At 47.9% G+C, this 17,575-nt stretch carries 17 protein-coding genes and 1 pseudogene; 8 read left to right on the top strand and 10 right to left on the bottom strand.

The features are described 5' to 3' along the window. The first annotated feature begins 161 nt into the window (after positions 1-161). The 3 genes from ACMHXI_RS13240 (at position 162) to ACMHXI_RS13230 (ending at position 2,745) form a co-directional block, all read left to right on the top strand. Complete coding sequence (locus tag ACMHXI_RS13240) at positions 162-1,226, top strand: 3-deoxy-7-phosphoheptulonate synthase (protein ID WP_025011188.1); 1,065 nt, start codon at positions 162-164, stop codon at positions 1,224-1,226. Between the two features lie 196 nt (positions 1,227-1,422). Next, a complete protein-coding gene (locus ACMHXI_RS13235) occupies positions 1,423-1,854 on the top strand; it encodes an acyl-CoA thioesterase (protein ID WP_045283855.1) in 432 nt (143 codons plus the stop codon). Between the two features lie 225 nt (positions 1,855-2,079). Beyond that, entirely contained in the window at positions 2,080-2,745 is a 666-nt protein-coding gene (locus ACMHXI_RS13230; protein WP_044734632.1) for a response regulator transcription factor, read from the top strand. A gap of 23 nt (positions 2,746-2,768) precedes the next feature. Here ACMHXI_RS13230 and ACMHXI_RS13225 read toward each other — a convergent pair whose 3' ends face one another. From ACMHXI_RS13225 to ACMHXI_RS13215, 3 genes are all read right to left on the bottom strand, one after another. Beyond that, the gene (locus ACMHXI_RS13225) at positions 2,769-3,230 is read right to left on the bottom strand and encodes a hypothetical protein (protein WP_025011191.1); all 462 of its coding nucleotides are present in this window, start codon (positions 3,228-3,230) and stop codon (positions 2,769-2,771) included. A gap of 163 nt (positions 3,231-3,393) precedes the next feature. Further along, a complete protein-coding gene (gene fghA / locus ACMHXI_RS13220) occupies positions 3,394-4,230 on the bottom strand; it encodes an S-formylglutathione hydrolase (RefSeq protein WP_304715108.1) in 837 nt (278 codons plus the stop codon). A gap of 10 nt (positions 4,231-4,240) precedes the next feature. Continuing rightward, on the bottom strand, positions 4,241-5,365 hold the full coding sequence (locus ACMHXI_RS13215) for an S-(hydroxymethyl)glutathione dehydrogenase/class III alcohol dehydrogenase (protein ID WP_345872032.1): 1,125 nt from the start codon (positions 5,363-5,365) through the stop codon (positions 4,241-4,243). 132 nt (positions 5,366-5,497) lie between these two features. Between ACMHXI_RS13215 and ACMHXI_RS13210 the strand changes: the two genes are divergently transcribed. Continuing rightward, the gene (locus ACMHXI_RS13210; RefSeq protein ID WP_304715110.1) at positions 5,498-6,391 is read left to right on the top strand and encodes a LysR substrate-binding domain-containing protein; all 894 of its coding nucleotides are present in this window, start codon (positions 5,498-5,500) and stop codon (positions 6,389-6,391) included. Between the two features lie 174 nt (positions 6,392-6,565). Here ACMHXI_RS13210 and ACMHXI_RS13205 read toward each other — a convergent pair whose 3' ends face one another. From ACMHXI_RS13205 to ACMHXI_RS13190, 4 genes are all read right to left on the bottom strand, one after another. Continuing rightward, positions 6,566-7,036: a YaiI/YqxD family protein gene (locus ACMHXI_RS13205; RefSeq protein WP_145839801.1), complete on the bottom strand. Its 471-nt coding sequence runs from the start codon at positions 7,034-7,036 to the stop codon at positions 6,566-6,568. A 181-nt stretch (positions 7,037-7,217) separates the two neighbouring features. Next, positions 7,218-8,003, bottom strand: coding sequence for a hypothetical protein (locus ACMHXI_RS13200; RefSeq protein ID WP_413735148.1), 786 nt, complete (start codon positions 8,001-8,003; stop codon positions 7,218-7,220). Positions 8,004-8,017: 14 nt separating this feature from the next. Next, positions 8,018-8,497 carry a hypothetical protein gene (locus tag ACMHXI_RS13195; protein ID WP_392465725.1) on the bottom strand — a complete coding sequence of 160 codons (480 nt, stop codon included), beginning with the start codon at positions 8,495-8,497 and terminating at the stop codon, positions 8,018-8,020. A gap of 312 nt (positions 8,498-8,809) precedes the next feature. Then, positions 8,810-9,400, bottom strand: coding sequence for a hypothetical protein (locus ACMHXI_RS13190; protein ID WP_413735146.1), 591 nt, complete (start codon positions 9,398-9,400; stop codon positions 8,810-8,812). 159 nt (positions 9,401-9,559) lie between these two features. On the opposite strand from ACMHXI_RS13190, the gene ACMHXI_RS13185 reads away from it, so the two are divergent. From ACMHXI_RS13185 to ACMHXI_RS13175, 3 genes and pseudogenes are all read left to right on the top strand, one after another. Further along, positions 9,560-10,534: a transposase gene (locus ACMHXI_RS13185; protein ID WP_345872039.1), complete on the top strand. Its 975-nt coding sequence runs from the start codon at positions 9,560-9,562 to the stop codon at positions 10,532-10,534. Positions 10,535-10,881: 347 nt separating this feature from the next. Then, positions 10,882-11,775, top strand: coding sequence for an NAD(P)/FAD-dependent oxidoreductase (locus tag ACMHXI_RS13180; RefSeq protein ID WP_218996831.1), 894 nt, complete (start codon positions 10,882-10,884; stop codon positions 11,773-11,775). Positions 11,776-12,591: 816 nt separating this feature from the next. After that, positions 12,592-12,729: pseudogene (locus ACMHXI_RS13175) on the top strand (IS110 family transposase); the annotation flags it as partial. A gap of 7 nt (positions 12,730-12,736) precedes the next feature. Here ACMHXI_RS13175 and ACMHXI_RS13170 read toward each other — a convergent pair. The 3 genes from ACMHXI_RS13170 to ACMHXI_RS13160 form a co-directional block, all read right to left on the bottom strand. Further along, positions 12,737-13,333, bottom strand: coding sequence for a hypothetical protein (locus tag ACMHXI_RS13170; protein ID WP_011866941.1), 597 nt, complete (start codon positions 13,331-13,333; stop codon positions 12,737-12,739). 128 nt (positions 13,334-13,461) lie between these two features. Further along, positions 13,462-15,762 (bottom strand): SIR2 family protein, encoded by a 2,301-nt coding sequence (locus ACMHXI_RS13165; protein WP_413735143.1) that lies wholly within the window; start codon positions 15,760-15,762, stop codon positions 13,462-13,464. A 93-nt stretch (positions 15,763-15,855) separates the two neighbouring features. After that, positions 15,856-16,359 carry a DUF1780 domain-containing protein gene (locus tag ACMHXI_RS13160; protein ID WP_413735141.1) on the bottom strand — a complete coding sequence of 168 codons (504 nt, stop codon included), beginning with the start codon at positions 16,357-16,359 and terminating at the stop codon, positions 15,856-15,858. A gap of 93 nt (positions 16,360-16,452) precedes the next feature. Here ACMHXI_RS13160 and ACMHXI_RS13155 point away from each other — a divergent pair, with 93 nt between their 5' ends. Beyond that, positions 16,453-17,547, top strand: coding sequence for an ISAs1 family transposase (locus ACMHXI_RS13155; RefSeq protein WP_109248997.1), 1,095 nt, complete (start codon positions 16,453-16,455; stop codon positions 17,545-17,547). Positions 17,548-17,575 lie beyond the last annotated feature (28 nt).

Here is a 17,575-nt window from a genome sequence, read left to right as displayed (position 1 = left end):
CCACAGTGCGAACCCTGAATGGCTCAAGTGGGACTTGACACTTTTTCAAGGCCCACTTGGGCAATTATCGGACAATTGCCACTTTGCAGCTCGGCTCGATTGGTTATAATCCGACACAAGATAAGCGCAAAGCGCTCAAGAAATTTCCCCCGGTATCATGAATGACCATTAAAACAGACGAATTACGCACCTCTCTCTTATGTAAAGTGATCTCACCTGCCCAACTCGCATCTGAGTATCCATTGACTCAGGAAGCCGCAGACTACCTGGTTGAACAACGCCGCGAAGTCGAAGCCATTATTCAGGGTGACGATCCGCGTTTGTTGGTCATCATAGGACCCTGCTCCATCCATGACACAGAAGCGGCCCTGGAGTATGCCGGTCGCTTGGCCAAGCTGCACCATGAACTCAAAGACGATCTCTGCATTCTGATGCGGGTCTATTTTGAGAAGCCCCGCACCATAGTCGGCTGGAAAGGCCTGATTTCCGATCCTGACTTGGACGGCAGCTTCAGCCCCAATAAAGGCCTGCGCCTTGCCCGCAAGTTGCTTCAGCAGATCACCGAGCTGAAACTGCCTATCGCCACCGAGTTTTTGGATATGGTGAATGGTCAGTATATTGCCGATCTCATCACTTGGGGCGCCATCGGGGCCCGCACCACAGAAAGCCAAATTCACCGCGAAATGGCCTCGGCACTCTCCTGCCCGGTAGGCTTCAAGAACGGTACCGACGGCAACATCAATATCGCCGTCGATGCAGTGCGCGCCGCCAGAGAACCACATATCTTCTACTCTCCGGACAAAGACGGCTCACTGGCGGTCTACCGCACCCATGGTAATCCGTACGGGCATATCATTCTGCGCGGCGGTAAAACTCCCAACTACAGTGAGCAACATGTGACCAAAGCCAGAGAGCAGATGGACTCGGTTGGGATCCACTCCGGCATAGTGGTCGACTTCAGCCATGGTAACAGCCAGAAGCAGCACAAGAAGCAGCTGGAAGTCGCCGAAGATATCATGACGCAGCTGCGCAGCGGCTCCACCGCCATTGCCGGTATCATGGCCGAGAGTTTTATTGTGGAAGGCAATCAGAAAGTGGTTGCCGGTGAGCCACTCACTTACGGCAAAAGCATCACAGATGCCTGCCTGCACTGGGAAGACTCGGAAAAGCTGCTCAGAGATCTGGCCGCCGCCGCCAAAGAAAGACGCCGCCTGCTGGGCAAATGAGTCGCCCAGATACGGACCACTGAAATGGAATCGCCCCGGTATCTCCACGCTGGAGATGCCGGGGCTTTTTCATGCCCGGATACTTTTGAACATCCAATATTTTTCATGCAGGGCTTTCTGGCTTAGGCTGTCAATCCGCCTTTGGTCGAACTATAATACCGCCCCTGATTTTCCAGCATAACCTTGAGGTTGCCGTATGCCAGAAACGACACAGAGCCAATATGAAGCGGCCGTAGCGCGCCGAATTGAACAAGCCGAGGCTCGGGTGATCAAGGCGGTTTTCCCGTCCATTACCAATCATCACAACACACTGTTTGGCGGTGAAGCCCTCGCCTGGATGGATGAAACCGCCTTTATCGCCGCCACCCGCTTTTGTCGCAAGACACTGGTCACCGTCAGCTCTGACAGAATCGATTTCAAAAAACCGATCCCCGCCGGTAGCCTGGCAGAATTGATCGCCCGGGTGATCCATGTGGGCAACACCTCGATGAAAGTCGAAGTGAACATTTTTGTAGAAGATATGTATCAGGATAAGCGCGAGCACGCTATCCGCGGTGTCTTCACCTTCGTGGCTGTCGATGAAGACAGAAAGCCGACCCAGATCTGGAGTGATGATCTGGCCAACTAGGCCCTCGCATAATCCTGGCCTGTATCTGGCTACAGGCTTTTTAGGTTTCATTCTGCAACAGTCTTTGCCGCTGAAAAGGCTTTTATTGACCGTCGTTCTCGACTAAAGTCTAAAAGCGACAGTAACAAAAAGTCACTTAAACCCTGATAAAGCAATAGGATTATTTGTCACTTTTCTGTTACATTGACCCTTCTTCAGCGTGCAGAGCCATAATCATAACAAGCCATGAAGCCAGAAAACTTAAATATTATCATCGCCGATGATCACCCTTTATTTCGCAATGCCCTGCGCCAGGCGCTTAACAGCGGTTTATCCAATACCCGCTGGTTTGAGGCCGACAGTGCCGATGCGCTGCAAAAACTGCTTGAGCAAACTCATCAGGGATATGATCTGGTACTACTGGATCTGCAGATGCCGGGCTCCCATGGCTACTCCACCCTTATCCATCTGCGCGCCCATTTCCCCGAACTGCCGGTGATAGTGATTTCAGCCCACGAAGATGCCGCCACCATCAGCCGTGCCCTGCACTACGGCGGCGCCGGTTTTATTCCCAAATCGGCGTCGATGGAAACCTTTGTCGAAGCAATCACCGCAGTAATGTTCGGCGATATCTGGCTGCCTCAAGGCATAGAGTTGGTTGAAATCAATGATGAGGACGAAACCGACAAGGTCGCCGGCAAGCTATCTGAGCTGACGCCGCAGCAATACAAGGTATTGCAGATGTTTGCCGAAGGCCTGCTCAACAAGCAGATAGCCTACGACCTGGGCGTATCCGAGGCGACCATCAAGGCCCACGCCACCGCTATCTTCCGTAAGTTGGGGGTTCGCAACCGCACCCAGGCCGTGATAGCGCTGCAGCAACTGGGGATGGAAAAGGTCGAGATCAACTGATCTCACCGCTTCCCAAAGATTTTTCAGTCCTCCATGGCGGCACACTTGCCAAGATAGATGATTTCCGGCGCACCCGGGCACAACACTTCGACACACTCATCGCCGGTGCAGATAAGATGTGACCAGCCTTCACTGTGGCCATGGAAGAAACTGATTGGGCTTTCCTGCGACCAGGCGTGATCTTTAATCAGGCGGCTGTTGTAACCCTGTTCGTCCCCAAGCTCGCTCAGCGCCTGCCAAAGCTCCAGCAACCCATGTTCATCCAACATACGAAACGCAGTGACCGAGTGGTAATGCAGCCGATAGCGCCCTTCACTCGGTAAATGAAACAACTCCAGGCTGAGATCGACTCCGGGATGGGGCGTATTTTTGATTTGATAGCGTTTGCCGCCGGGAAGCTGCAACATGAAATCACCGCCCCAGAAGAGCCCGGTGATAAAAAGATCCCCCTGCTCGAAGGGTGTCTGCCATCTGCCTATTTTCATGCTCCCTCCCATTAATCCCTGCGCTCGTTAATTCCCCTCAGACAAAAGTGGGGTAAACAAGAAAGTACTCAACAAGCGGATACCGGGCAATGGCCGCTATAACGCATAAAAAAGCGCCGCCGGGGCAAACCCTCGGCGGCGCTGCATTTGAGAGGCTCAGCGTTTACAAGCCCAGGTGGCTGGCATGAAACTTAAGCTGCTCATCAATAAATGAGGCGATAAAATAGTAGCTGTGATCATAGCCGGGGTGGCTGTGAAAACTCAGCGCAATTCCGGCGTCAGTGGCGGCGGCCTGCAAGGCCTGTGGCAGTAACTGCTCGGCCAGGAACAAATCACTCTCGCCCTGATCAACCCGCATCGGTAGCCCTTTGGCACCACTTTTTATCAGCTCTACCGTGTCATAAGCCTTCCAAGCCTCCCTGTCGCTGCCAAGATAGGCAGCAAATGCTTTCTGGCCCCAGGGGCACTGGCTAGGATGACTGATGGGGGCAAAGGCGCTGGCGCTGAGATAACGGCCCGGATTTTTAAGGGCTATCATCAGCGCGCCGTGGCCGCCCATGGAGTGACCGGCAATGACACGCTTACCCGATACCGGAAAGTGCTGCTCTATCAAGGCCGGCAACTCATCTACCACATAGTCATACATACGATAGTGGCTGCTCCATGGAGCCTGGGTAGCATTGACATAAAAACCGGCCCCCAACCCCAGATCGTAGGCGGCATCATCGGCATCAGCCACACCTTCTCCGCGCGGGCTGGTATCCGGGCAAACTATGGCCAGCCCCAGCTGAGACGCGAGGCGCTGGGCCCCGGCCTTTTGCATAAAGTTTTCATCCGTACAGGTCAACCCGGAGAGCCAATACAGCACAGGTACCTTTTGGCTATTGGCCTGCTCCGGCAGATAGATGGCGAAACGCATCTCGCAGTTCAGACTGCTGGAGTGATGACGATACTGCTTGTGCCAGCCTCCAAACGACCTGTTGTTACTGATATTTTCCATAAGAAGGTCCTCAGAAGTGGATCACGCTGCGAATGCTCTTGCCTTCATGCATCAGCTCGAAGGCTTCATTGATATCTTCAAGCCCCATGGTGTGGGTGATAAAGTCATCCAGCTTGAATTTACCGGCCAGATAATCTTCCACTATGTCTGGCAACTGTGAGCGTCCTTTGACACCACCGAAAGCCGAGCCTTTCCACACCCGGCCGGTCACCAGTTGGAAGGGTCTGGTGGAGATCTCCTGTCCGGCACCGGCAACCCCAATGATCACTGACTCGCCCCAGCCCTTGTGGCAACACTCGAGCGCCGAACGCATCACATCCACATTGCCGATACACTCGAACGAATAATCGACGCCACCGTCGGTCAAATCCACAATCACCTGCTGAATAGGCTTGTCATAGTCCTTGGGGTTGATGCACTCGGTTGCCCCCAGCTTCTTCGCCAGTTCAAACTTGGATTCATTGACATCTATGCCTATGATGCGACCGGCCTTGGCCATAACAGCGCCAATCACCGCCGACAACCCTATGCCACCGAGCCCGAAGATGGCCACGGTGGCGCCCTCTTCCACCTTGGCTGTATTCATTACAGCGCCCATGCCGGTAGTGACACCGCAACCCAGAAGGCAGATCTCTTCCAGCGGTGCCGACTTGTTGACTTTGGCCAGGGAGATCTCAGGCAATACCGTATATTCAGAGAAAGTCGAGCAGCCCATGTAGTGGAAAATCGGCTTGCCGTCTTTGAAGAAACGGGTGGTTCCATCCGGCATCAGGCCCTTGCCCTGGGTCTCGCGGATCTTCTGACACAGGTTAGTCTTGCCGGAGCGGCAGAACTTACACTCACCGCATTCAGGCGTGTAAAGAGGAATAACATGATCGCCCACCGCCACACTGGTGACGCCTTCGCCGACCATCTCCACTATACCGCCGCCCTCATGGCCGAGAATGGCCGGAAACACGCCTTCTGGGTCGTCGCCGCTCAAAGTAAAGGCATCGGTATGACACACACCACTGGCAACAATGCGCACCAATACCTCACCGACCTTGGGCAACATCACATCCACCTCTTCCATCTTCAACGGCTCACCGGCAGCCCAGGCTACGGCGGCGCGGGACTTGATAAATTTGTCTGTCATTGTCGCTTCCTTCTGTTGTGATTGATTCGGTAACGAACCTCTTGGCTCATAAACCGGATGCCAACATTGTATTTATTCCCAAATAAAAGATAATCAGCCAAATATACAAATCACTTTTACTGAGAAGTAATAATGAACCACTGGGAAGGGATCAGCGAATTTATCGCCGTGGCCGAGAGCCAGAGCTTTACCCGCGCCGCCGAGCGGCTCAACTTGTCTGTGGCGCAGATAAGCCGCCAAATCGCCGCGCTGGAGAAACGCCTGGCAAGCAAACTCTTCTATCGCACTACCCGCAAGGTGTCGCTCAGTGAAGAGGGCCAGCTTTATTATCGCCACTGCCGTTTGCTGCAAGATGGCATAGAAGAAGCTGAGCGCGCCCTTGGCAGTTTGAAACAGACCCCGCAGGGCTTGCTGCGGGTGACGGCGCCGGTCACTTACGGCGAGCAGTTTATTCTGCCACTACTGAATGACTTTCTCTGCCAGCACCCCAAGCTGGATCTGCAACTGGATCTCAACAACAAGACGCTGGATCTCATTGATGGCGGTTATGATTTGGCGATTCGACTGGGTAAGCTGGCGGACTCCAGCTTGATGGCGCGGCGTCTTGGCAGTCGCCGCAATTATGTCTGCGCCAGCCCGGAGTATCTGGCCAACCACGGCGTGCCTCACACTCTGGGCGAGCTGCATCGGCATCAATGTTTACTGGGTAACCACCCTTACTGGCGTTTTATCGAGCAGGGCCAGGAACGTCAATGGCGTTTGAGTGGCCGCTTGGTGTGTAATTCTGGCCCTGGGCTATTGGACGCTGCCCGCAAAGGGCTCGGGCTGGTGCAACTGCCAGATTATTATGTCGGCGAGGATCTCGCCAGCGGCGCCCTGGTATCAGTGCTTGAGTCTTACCAGGCGGCGCCTGAGGGTATTTGGGCCTTATACCCACAGAACCGCCATCTGTCGCCCAAGGTCGGCCTGCTCTTGGACTTTTTGCAGCAAGCGCTGCCGGAGGCGCCGGATCTGGGCACGTCTTGAATGGATGCCCTGTCGTGGATGGATGACAGGTCTTGAGCTGCAGCCAGATCTTAAATAGGAACTGAATTCTGCGTAGGCTCTGAATCCTGCATAGCTGTTAAAATTTCAAGTCTCTGAGCTTTCGAGTCCCTGTGATTTCGAATCTCTGTGATTTCAAATCTAGGCTTGGCAGGCTTACCCCTGACGCGTCTTAGCGCGCTGCCAGTGCAGCAGATATTTATCCAGCTCATTGGCAAAGGCCTGTCTATCTGCCTGGCTCAACTTGGGACTGCCACCGGTATCTATACCGCTGGCACGCAGGGTATCGAGAAAATCCCGCATATTGAGGCGGGCACGCACATTGTCGCGATTCAGCAGCTCACCGCGGCTATTGAGCGCCTTGGCGCCCTTGTCTATCACCTCGGCCGCCAGCGGAATATCATTGCTGATCACCAAATCGCCGGCCTGACACAGGCGCACGATTTCGTTATCGGCCACATCAAACCCCTTGGGAACTTGTAAGGTTTTGACACTGGCAGCACCTATTATCCTGAGCGCCTGATTGGCGACAAAAGTGATATTGATGCCGGTACGCGCCGCCGCCCGCACCAACATTTCGCGGATCACTACCGGGCAGGCATCGGCATCGACCCAGATTTGTGCCAGGTCTGATGCCTGCTCATTTTGATTCTGCTGCACTCGCGCTCCTTTAGTTTGCAATAAAATTTGCACGCCATTTTATATCATGCCGTGTATCTGTGCGCGCTAAATCCCCATGCCTACAATCAAGCGTTTTGCCCGGGAGCGTATCAACACTTCGCCCTCCTGAGCATCAACTCAAACGCTTTCAATCGTGCTCTTCTGCCAGTTTGGCACACCAGTCATCATACTCAAGCGGCTCGTGCCCACGCGCACCTTGCTCTTCCGTGTAATCGCAATAGTTGCACCACAGCGTCAATGCCCGGCGATAAGCCTCACCACTCAAATTAAAGCGGGATAACGGCACAACCGGTAAAATAGTGGCCAACTCATCAAGCTCATCTAGCATCTGCCAACAGATATCGGCCCGAATACACAAACAATACGGCACTTCATGCAACGCAAAATCCAGGCTTTCCAACAGACTGCGGGCCAAATGCAATGCTGCTTGCTGGCGCAGGAAGTCTGTAACCCCGCTATCGGCCAGTATTTGCTGCAGCAAAATCTCGGGAGACGGATTATCAATGCCTTCTGCGGCACCCAGTAGCGGCCGCATTTTGATATAAGTATCCTGGAGCCCATAAGCGCAGTAGAGCCAAAGTTTTACTCTGGGCTCATCAAAACGTGCCAGCCAAAACGCCTGCAACTTTGGCAGTAATCCAGAGTGGGCCAAGGGCAGTGCCAGTGAAGGACTGTCCAGCTCAAGTTGGCTAACCTCCTCGCTCGCGGCTTGCGGGGCGTTTATATCCGGCTGTGAACGGCAGAGAGCCAATTCACATAGCGACTCATGGTAAGATGCCAGCGCCTCACCCTCGAGCGCGTCTATGCGCTCAAGCACGGCTGCCAACTCTTTTTTCCATAAAGACTTAATTCCGTTCGCCCTGGCCTCGAGGTAAGCTCGCCAATCGCCGGCAATATCCAAGTTAGGGATCATTTTCCAACCATAAATTATCTATCACTCTTTGTATAAAAGGCCTGTAGCTCGCTTGAAATCGCATCCTGGTAGCTGGAGCTCAAAAACTGGCCCCAAGCTCTGCCCTCTTTGAAAACCTTATTGACTGTATCGACCAAGAAAACGCTTTGCACTATGGCCCATTGATTATCCAACTTGGCTACATAATCTGCCGGGGAGAGTGCTTCTTCACTGATTTTGGGGCAAAAGATAATAACCTGAAGATACAAACCCCAAACTAGCGGCAGGAATCCCACCTTAAACGCGACTCTGTTCCTTAACTGGCTGATGTAAGTATCCATATCTGAAGGCAACTCAGCCAGATAAACCATAGCTACGGCTCTATTGCTGGCCCAGGTTTGCCTTTTCAAAAGCGCGACGCACCCGGGGATCTTTGCTTCACATTCCTGAACCGGCTTGAAGCCCTGTTCCTTCAAAGCCAGCGCCATGGATTTGCCTACAGCTGTTATCGTCATACTTGACTCTCCGGACAACCACTAGCAGCTAATACTGGGTGTCTCGATTATTTATTTCTTTTTAATATTAACGTTGGGTGTCCATATTTTTTCTTAATATTAACGTTGGGTGTCCATATTTTTTCTTTGTTGCTCTCTTTATTGAAAACCAATATGGTAGCTTTACTTCCTTTAAACTAGATACAGATACAGAATTTGGCATTCTTAAAAACATAACAAGACCAAGCAGCATCACGCATTGCGTGCGCTGAACCTCGCTACGCTCGGCCGCTGTTGGCGACAAGCAGACATCCGCGTCTGACTACAGAGAAGTTAATTTTCCCAGTTATTTTCTAGGTTAATGATCTCTGCGTTTATGCACATAAACGTTTTTTCATAGTTACTATTGAAGAAAAACTCTTTACCAGTGGTTAAATCGAGTACTGAATACTCAAACTCATGATCACCGATAGCTTCTTCCATAAGCGCAAAAATAATGTTTGCTCGTTCCTGAGTCATTTTCTCTGATGCGTTGAAGTGAAGTTTTACTAATCTAGGTTGACCATGCAGTACAACATTCAATTCAGGGTTGCATGTAATGCTAGTTCTAGAGTAATTGTAACTATCTTTAGGAGGTTGAAATGCCTGAATATTTTTCCCTGATTGCCAGTCTTTAAAATTATTTGCAACTTTCTCGTAGTTTATTTTTTTGCTGGCGTTTTTTTGTTTTCTGCAAATTTCGTAGAGATACGATATGTGGCGTTTTTGCGTAAATAGGCTTTTAATCGCAGTCCTCAGCGACAAGTAGTAGTCTTTATAAAACGCGTAAGGTGGTCTATTTGCAATGTTTCGGATCTTTGTTAGCTTCGGTTTTCCTGTCGTTACAACGATCATTGAAAACTCTGAAACTCCAAGTTGAGGCATAGACTGTTCTCCAGTATTGGTCAATCAGCATACGATGCTACAAAATATACAGAAAATATACAGGACATCCTAAATCAAAATGGGGATACCCATAATTCTTGGCGGATTGTTGACTCCTTGTCTAGGCTTGAATGGAGCCTTTGAAAAGGAAAGGATGCCATGCCGAGGCCAAGATATGCTCAAGTCAGTCTTGAGGACACCCCCTTCTATCACTGCATCTCCCGCTGTGTACGCCGCGCCTTTCTATGTGGCGTTGATGACTATTCGGGCAAGAGCTACGAACATCGCCGCGATTGGGTTGAGTCGCGTCTATTGGAACTGGCGGCAGTGTTCGCCATTGACTTGTGTGCCTATGCGGTCATGTCCAATCATCTGCATTTGGTACTCAGAGTTGACTTGAAAACCGCCACTGAATGGACATTGGAGCAGGTTTTACAGCGTTGGCATCTGCTTTACAGTGGAACTCTGTTATCTCAGCGTTTTCTGCGCGGTGAAACACTTTCTGATATTGAATATCTCACCCTGCAACAAACCACTGAAGTCTATCGCCAACGTTTGATGGATATCAGTTGGTTTATGCGGGCGCTCAATGAACCTATTGCCAGACAAGCCAATCGGGAAGACGGATGCAGCGGTCGCTTTTGGGAAGGCCGCTTCAAATCCCAGCCATTGTTGGATGATGCAGCGGTATTGGCCTGCATGGCTTATGTTGACTTGAACCCTATCCGCGCGGGAATAGCCAAAACCCCAGAAGACTCAGACTATACCAGTATTCAACGGCGGATACAGGCCGCGATGCAAGGCAAAAACACACCTGAGCTGTTACCCTTTGTCGGCAATGAACGGCTGAACATGCCACAAGGATTGCACTTTGAAGCCAAGGATTATCTGCAACTGGTCGATGATACCGGGCGTATTATCCGCCATGACAAGCGCGGCCAGATTACTGCTGGCACTACGACCATTTTGAATCGTTTAAACATCCCCGTCGGCAACTGGCTCAAGTTGACGACGGATTTTAGCCGTCTATTCAAGGGGCCGGTTGGGACACTGGAATCTCTTACAGACTACTGTATTCACCTACAACGACGACGAAGGCAAGGGGCTGCTAATTGTCAGAAGTTGTTTAGCTAAATCCCCTTAGTCTTCTCCACCAACTGAGTCGAACTTTGTTCGATTTCAATAATGCCTGAAATTCGAATTTTGCACTCACTTCAATAGTCGAATGGCCTTCAAATGGCCTGAAACACTATTTTCTTTCAATAGAAACACAGTATTTTACAAGCTAGATCACTAGATATTTTTCTCACCCAACATTTACAATCGGTTATTTATAATGGGTGTCTTAATTATTGGTTTGGGTGTCTTAATTATTGGTTATTTATAATGGGTGTCTTAATTATTAGTCGTCTTGACTATCTTCTTATGGGTGTCTCGATTTCTTCTGGTGGGGAGATAATCGCAATGGCTTTAACGACAGCTTGCTCAGCCCCTATGGGCATGGCTGGCACCTTAATCGCCAAAAATTTAATCGCTTTTTAGCCGAGCAGGCACAAAGTGCAGGTGTAACCTTGTTAACCCAATGCCAATTTAAAACTGGCAAGCTTATCAATGACAAACACTATCATTTAACGCTTGATAGACAGGGCGCTGAACATCAACTCAATGCCAAGTTCGTTGTTGATGCCAGCGGAGCACGCGCCAGCTTCGCCCAAACCCAGGGAAGTAAAAAACAATCAAACCATGCCCTGGTGAGCCTGGGACGCCGCTTTATCATCACAGATAAACACTATCCTTTGTCACAGCAAACACACCTTGAAGCTGTTGAAAATGGCTGGTGGTATGCGGCCCGTCTGCCAAATGACAGAGTACTGATAAGCTTAACGACGGATCCCCAAACAGCTAAAACACTCAAGCTTCATGCGACAAACAACTGGCTCGATATCCTGGTTAACTCTCCCAATACCAAGGCGCTGCTGCAGGGAGTCACTCCCGAAGATCCCCAGCCTAAACGCTATCCAGCCTCCTCATTTTGTTTAAACCCTGCCACAGGCAAAAACTGGCTTGCCATTGGTGACGCTGCCTGCACATTCGATCCCATCACCTCAGGCGGGATCATCAAAGCCATGGCCGACGGTGTCACCTGTGCAGATATCATCGCGGGTATATTCAAAACATCAGGTCATGACACTCACCATGGTCTGATGCAATATCAGCAAATGCTCATCCAGCGCTACCAGCATTATCTGGCCATGCGTGCTCATTACTATCAGCAGGAAAAACGTTTTTTAAACAGCCCCTTTTGGCAAAAAATGCAGGCTATGAGCTCTCACAAGATTCACAGCGAAATGGAACTGCAGGCCAATTTAACGTAAATAGCGACGGCGAATAGTAGATCACTTGTCGTTGTACTTGTGATTTCCAAAGAAACCCGATGCCGCAAGGCCATTCCTTGATATCCCTATCGTTAGACATTCGAAAATTTATTCATATTAGACACCGTGTCAGTGCGTCCTGGAAGGAGATACCCAGTGTCTGGTGTGGAATCACTGGCTGTGTTGCAGCATAAGCATCTGTTAGTTCGCAAATATGCACAGGCCTTTACGTTAAATAGAACTAAATAAAACCGCCCCGTAATTCTTGCACTCACTTCTATAACCGAACATCCCTCAAAGGCTTGAAAAACAAAGTTCTTTCAATGGAAACATCTGCCTTTCTGTAAGACAGACATGACTAAAGCTTTTACTCAGCTAATTGTGGGTGTTCTTGTTGCCGCTGGCTAATTGTGGGTGTCCTTGTTGCCTTTTCAGCATAAGCATCTGTTAGTTCGCAAATATGCACAGGCCTTTACGTTAAATAGAACTAAATAAAACCGCCCCGTAATTCTTGCACTCACTTCTATAACCGAACATCCCTCAAAGGCTTGAAAAACAAAGTTCTTTCAATGGAAACATCTGCCTTTCTGTAAGACAGACATGACTAAAGCTTTTACTCAGCTAATTGTGGGTGTCCTTGTTGCCGCTGGCTAATTGTGGGTGTCCTTGTTGCCTTTTTCGACTGAGCTTTGATGGGTATTTCAAAGGCTAGTCAAGGCTGTGAGAAACATCAAAAAGGTATGGCTGTCCTATCTTTCTAACACAGACATGACTAGAGCCTTTACTCAGCTAATTATGGGTGTCCTTGTTATTTGATTACTCGAAGCTGGAAAACCAAAGAAAGTGGCGATTATTGCCTGCGTTCGCAAGATGGTGGTCATCCTAAACTCTATGCTTCGAGATGGCATCATGTGGGACCAAAACATCGCCCAAAATAAAGGATTGACGCCATAGTCGTTTGTTATAGCGTTCCAAAATGGACAGCGAACGAACTAGATGCTTTTATACAAGCATAAAGGAACACACCATAAGAAGACAAAACACTCCCAACACTCAAAACATTAACGAAATTACCTGTTTTTCGCCATTCTCTCGCATACGAAAATTGAGCTAGATAAGTGGTCCCAGTTGCGAATGCCGCCAAAAGCACACCAATGCAAAACAACAAAATTGAGTGGGTTAGAGCATTTGTAACTAGCTTGGTTGAACCTTCAGTCCATATTTTTCCAGTAAAGGCTAGCAACGCAGCCGCTGCACCACCATTTATGATCATGCTAGATTTTAAAGCAGCTTGTCCCGCAGTGATAACAGACTTAAACATTTCGATACTGTGGGAGGTCATATTCTGAGACGCCGCTATATTTCTAGCGTTATTCGCCTCAAATTCCTTCAATAAACGTTCATGCTCAAGTTTGTTAAACTCCCCAACTTGTTCGGCTCTCTTCTCTAGTTGAGCCATGAAGTTATCCATTGCTTCAATTGAAACCGATGTTTCGCCTGCTTGTTTTGTATTACCAAGAGCCTTTCTAACTTCCTGAATCACTTCTTTTGATTTCAACGATTAACCTCATAAATCAATGTAAGCTATAACGCCGCGCACAGCGGCTGGCAAAGCTGGCGTTTTTTGTGCGAATAGCACAAAAAGTGACAGGTTTGACAGTCCGTTGCTGCGCCTTGTTAGCGCTGTCACGATGACAACAAAGCTTTCTCAACCTGTCTGAGAAGCCTCATAACATTACCAATTTTGTTGTCTGAGTCAGATTCTTCTTGCAACCAATTCTTTGCAGTTTCTAAATATTCTACTGCGGTCTTATCACGGTATTTTTTCCAATATCGTAATGCATGATCTGCATATGTCATAGCATGAAAAGCCTTCCTGACATCTGCGGAATGACATTGTTCTAACGAGCTCATGCTTTCATTCAAAGCTTTTCTAACATCACCAGAGTCTACCCGTGATATATTTGCTCTAAATTTAATAATTGCATGTGAGTTTTTAATAGACCAGTTTCTGCTTCCACTCTTCGCTATTGCTTCGTCTATCACCTCAAATGCTCGCTGATGGTCATCTCTTCGGCTCATGTATAGTGCTTTTTGCTGCAAATTAAAAGGCGAAGGGTATTTCTTATAAATGATGTCATATATTACTTCGCCATCGCGAACTTCAGGAAACGCTCTTTCAAATAGGCGAGCATCATATGCACGCCTTTTGAATGAATCGTAGTTAGGGATGCTGTACCTCGGTACATTTTTATGGAACCTTGTCAGCATTTTCGCGAGATCAGCCGTTGGGGCAATCGTCGAAATGTGGTCGGCCAATAAGTTAGAACGAATCGAAAAATAATCTTGATTATCTTCTGCGAATTCACCTGCATATTCTGACAAGCTACTACTTAATATAGAAACAAGTTCATATAATTCTGCATAATCGTTGTACGCCTTACTAAAATAGCTATATAACACGTCCATTGATGTAACGCTTCTGCCTGAATGTAGGTAACAGGCCATGAGAAATAACTGGACTAACTTATCATCTCTTTTGCGGAGATCTTCGATCACATTATTAAAACGGTCTTTTATAGATGGTGTTCTACAATTTTTTTCAATCAATTCAAACAGAGAGTCACCCGCATTCAATCTGTATTTCTTCCTTGCTTTAATGTCTGCGGGAATATTCTCGATAATTATTTGAGCATCTTGATCATTAAGATTAGCAATATCGATAATTTCAATATTCTTTCTTAAGAAGTTTGCGTTCGATGCTGAGAGATAAGCATAATCTCTTTCCGCAATAACAAGCTGAAAATTACTCTTCGCAGATAGGTAATTTAATGCCTCTATTGATGTTTGTAAGTTATCAACAAATAGCAATGTAGGGATATCAGACAATTTAGCAGCTATATTTTGTGCTTTAGGAATTGATATATCTGAGAGCATGAGTTTAATGCCATTAAAATCATGGAGCGCAGCGACCTGCATGAGAAGAGTAGTTTTCCCAGTTGCCGGTCCACCTGTAATTAGCACATTTCGCTTTCTATTTACTAACTCCTCAATATCGTCGTAAAAACGAAGTTTAGCGACACGCTGCGAATAGATGTCGCTCCACCCCGGAGTCGCTCCCTCAAAAAAATCTTGGATTGCCCTATGTTGTATATCGGAATGAGAGGGAATTGAGTATTCGGGGAATGGATTGACATATGAAGTTGATTTAATATCTAAATCTGATTCAAAGGACTTTAGATACTTAAGGAAATCAGATGTGTCGGATCGAATGATCTTTAACCCTAGCGACTTGAAATACATGACCTCGTCATCGGTATTGTACTCAGGATGCACTATTATCCATGAGTTTTTTCTATTCCTATCTTCGATAGCATCCGAGAATGCCTGTAAAGTTCCTGCATCTCTTAGCGCATACCCCCAGAATAGAGTAGGGTATTTATTCATTAATGACCGGAAGAAGTTCCATCTATTAGGGTCACTCGAAAAAGCACTTGCGATATCAAGGTCGCCGAATATTAGGGTTGATTCGGCATCGGAAACACTACCATGTAAATATATATAATCGATGGCCGATTTATCTTGTATGCTTACACCATTAAGACTTGCATTATTTATATACTTGTTAGGATTTTCACGAAATACAGACTCAACTAAGTTATCTACGTTTGTGGTAAAAATATATTTAAGGTTTATGAATTCTAAGTTTTTATACAGAGGACTGTACTCACCTACATCAAATCTCGCTTTAATAAATGAAATTAGATCATCCTTTCTAGATCTGGAGATAAATGTGCATAGTTGAGGCAGTTGCAATGACTTTGGAGCTTCAGGAAATTTTGTCAATATTTCTTGCCGAAGTTTGTCTCCAACAGGAAGATCAAGTCCTGTTCTATCTTTTGCGAGCAATGAGAACCCTGCCCCTGTGAAAACATTAATACCCTCTTTAAGGGCGCGTTCGAATGTGCTTTTACTTTCTATTTCCATACTTTTCTCGATTTTTAATTGCGCTAACGCCGCCAGCAGGGGCACGAAAACCAGAGCGAAGCGGCGGTTTTTGTGTCCCTCTGGCTGGCCTTGTTAGTTTTTGACATGCAGTACGCCTACCTGACCTGAAAGTAAGTCGTTGCTTTTCTCATGGCAGGCTAGGACTATCGCACAATTATTACTTACCAGAGAAACGGATTTCCAAAGTGTGAACTCAACGGATGAATATTTTACAGGCTCATTAGTGTATGTAGTATCTGACAGGTTCAGATAGACGAGGACATCAATATTGCCGGTGTCATCAGAATATTTTTCTTTTCGATGCCTGCTAAGCTCTGACGCTACGCAAGGCAATGATTCACTCAATGGAATATGAATTGGTGAATATTGCTCTAGAAAATCTTCTGGCTTTGTATTCTCGGTAATCGAGCCTAACTTGTCTTTATATTCTTTGCCTCTCTTACGACCAGGAGACAGCACCTCCTTGATCTGGAAGCCGTAACCCAGATAGAAAACGTCATTTGGCTCCTGATCTGATTCGGAAAGCTCTGACTCATCAAATTCAATCGGAAGATAGGAAAGAAATTCTCTTAGCACCCATAGTTCACGCCAGGGCGGGATCCCACTTTAAATTGAACTTTTACGGTTGGTCATGATCTGATCTGCCTTGCCCTTAATCCACAGATGACCATGACCCTTTTGAAACAACTAGAACAGATTACCGATCCCCGTAAGGACATCAATCTAAAGCATAATTTAGTGGATGTGGTGTTCCTGACACTCAGTGCTATCCTCAGCGGTGCGACTGGGTGGAAGTCCATTCAGGAATTCGGAGAAGAACAGCTAGATTGGCTCCGTCTGTACCGAAAATTTGAAAATGGCATCCCTAAAAGGCATTGTATCAGTAATATAATCAAAGCATTGGACAGCGAACTGCTCCTTCAAGCCATATTTGGCTGGATCAATGAGCAACGGCAAACGGAAGGGAAAACCGTTATCGCGCTGGATGGAAAAACCCTGCGCGGGGCGTGGAGTGAGGATGCTAAGAATGCACTCCATGTTGTCAGCGCATTTGATGTCGGCAACGGCATTACACTTTACCAAGACAGTTCACATTCTAAAGGGAAAGAAGCTGAAGTCGCCCGCAACATGATTGATGCTATGGCACTGGATAATGCCGTTCTGACGCTGGATGCACTGCATTGTCAGGTGTCTACCATGAACAAAATTAAACAGGGGAACGGTGATTTCATTATTCAGCTCAAGTCGAACCAGCCGGGATTATTTGAAGCAGTCAAAACCAGCTTCAGTAAAGCGTATGAGCAGCCAGAACTGGCTATATTTGAGCAGTTCAACATGGGTCATGGCCGCAGGGAGCGCCGAACAGTCATGCAGATAGAAGCAGAATTATCAGCGGAACTTAAGAAAAAGTGGCCGCACATCACCTCATTTATCGAAGTTGCCAGTGAACGGACAGTCGATGGAATAACATCATGTTCTTCACGCTGGTATGTCAGTTCCTTACCGCTCAATGCCGAAGAGGCCGCGAGGACTATTCGAGAGCATTGGGGGGTAGAAAATCAGCTCCATTGGGTGCTGGATGTGGTCTTCCGCGAAGATGCGCTGAAGGTAACGGATCCTGATGGCGCAAAGCATCTCGCCCTATTTAACCGAGCGGCTCTGAGTGCGATAAGGCAGCACCAAGGCAAAAAAGACAGTCTGGCAGGTAAGCGCCGCCGTGCTGGTTGGAGTCCTACATTTCGCTCAGAGTTGTTATTTGGTTAAGATATAAGCAAAGTGGAATCCCGCCCTG

The sequence above is a fragment of the Shewanella sp. BJSY2023SW005 genome, from assembly GCF_047314585.1.
GTDB lineage: Bacteria > Pseudomonadota > Gammaproteobacteria > Enterobacterales > Shewanellaceae > Shewanella > Shewanella algae.
Note: the sequence above shows the minus strand (reverse complement) of the source record. Positions and strands in the feature narration are given on the sequence as shown.

What these genes read in the sequence shown, in the direction of transcription:
- ACMHXI_RS13240 (WP_025011188.1), top strand. Translation starts at nt 162, where the DNA reads ATGACCATTAAAACAGACGAATTACGCACCTCTCTCTTATGTAAAGTG.
- ACMHXI_RS13235 (WP_045283855.1), top strand. Translation starts at nt 1,423, where the DNA reads ATGCCAGAAACGACACAGAGCCAATATGAAGCGGCCGTAGCGCGCCGA.
- ACMHXI_RS13230 (WP_044734632.1), top strand. Translation starts at nt 2,080, where the DNA reads ATGAAGCCAGAAAACTTAAATATTATCATCGCCGATGATCACCCTTTA.
- ACMHXI_RS13225 (WP_025011191.1), bottom strand. Translation starts at nt 3,230, where the DNA reads ATGAAAATAGGCAGATGGCAGACACCCTTCGAGCAGGGGGATCTTTTT.
- fghA (WP_304715108.1), bottom strand. Translation starts at nt 4,230, where the DNA reads ATGGAAAATATCAGTAACAACAGGTCGTTTGGAGGCTGGCACAAGCAG.
- ACMHXI_RS13215 (WP_345872032.1), bottom strand. Translation starts at nt 5,365, where the DNA reads ATGACAGACAAATTTATCAAGTCCCGCGCCGCCGTAGCCTGGGCTGCC.
- ACMHXI_RS13210 (WP_304715110.1), top strand. Translation starts at nt 5,498, where the DNA reads ATGAACCACTGGGAAGGGATCAGCGAATTTATCGCCGTGGCCGAGAGC.
- ACMHXI_RS13200 (WP_413735148.1), bottom strand. Translation starts at nt 8,003, where the DNA reads ATGATCCCTAACTTGGATATTGCCGGCGATTGGCGAGCTTACCTCGAG.
- ACMHXI_RS13195 (WP_392465725.1), bottom strand. Translation starts at nt 8,497, where the DNA reads ATGACGATAACAGCTGTAGGCAAATCCATGGCGCTGGCTTTGAAGGAA.
- ACMHXI_RS13190 (WP_413735146.1), bottom strand. Translation starts at nt 9,400, where the DNA reads ATGCCTCAACTTGGAGTTTCAGAGTTTTCAATGATCGTTGTAACGACA.
- ACMHXI_RS13185 (WP_345872039.1), top strand. Translation starts at nt 9,560, where the DNA reads ATGCCGAGGCCAAGATATGCTCAAGTCAGTCTTGAGGACACCCCCTTC.
- ACMHXI_RS13165 (WP_413735143.1), bottom strand. Translation starts at nt 15,762, where the DNA reads ATGGAAATAGAAAGTAAAAGCACATTCGAACGCGCCCTTAAAGAGGGT.
- ACMHXI_RS13155 (WP_109248997.1), top strand. Translation starts at nt 16,453, where the DNA reads ATGACCCTTTTGAAACAACTAGAACAGATTACCGATCCCCGTAAGGAC.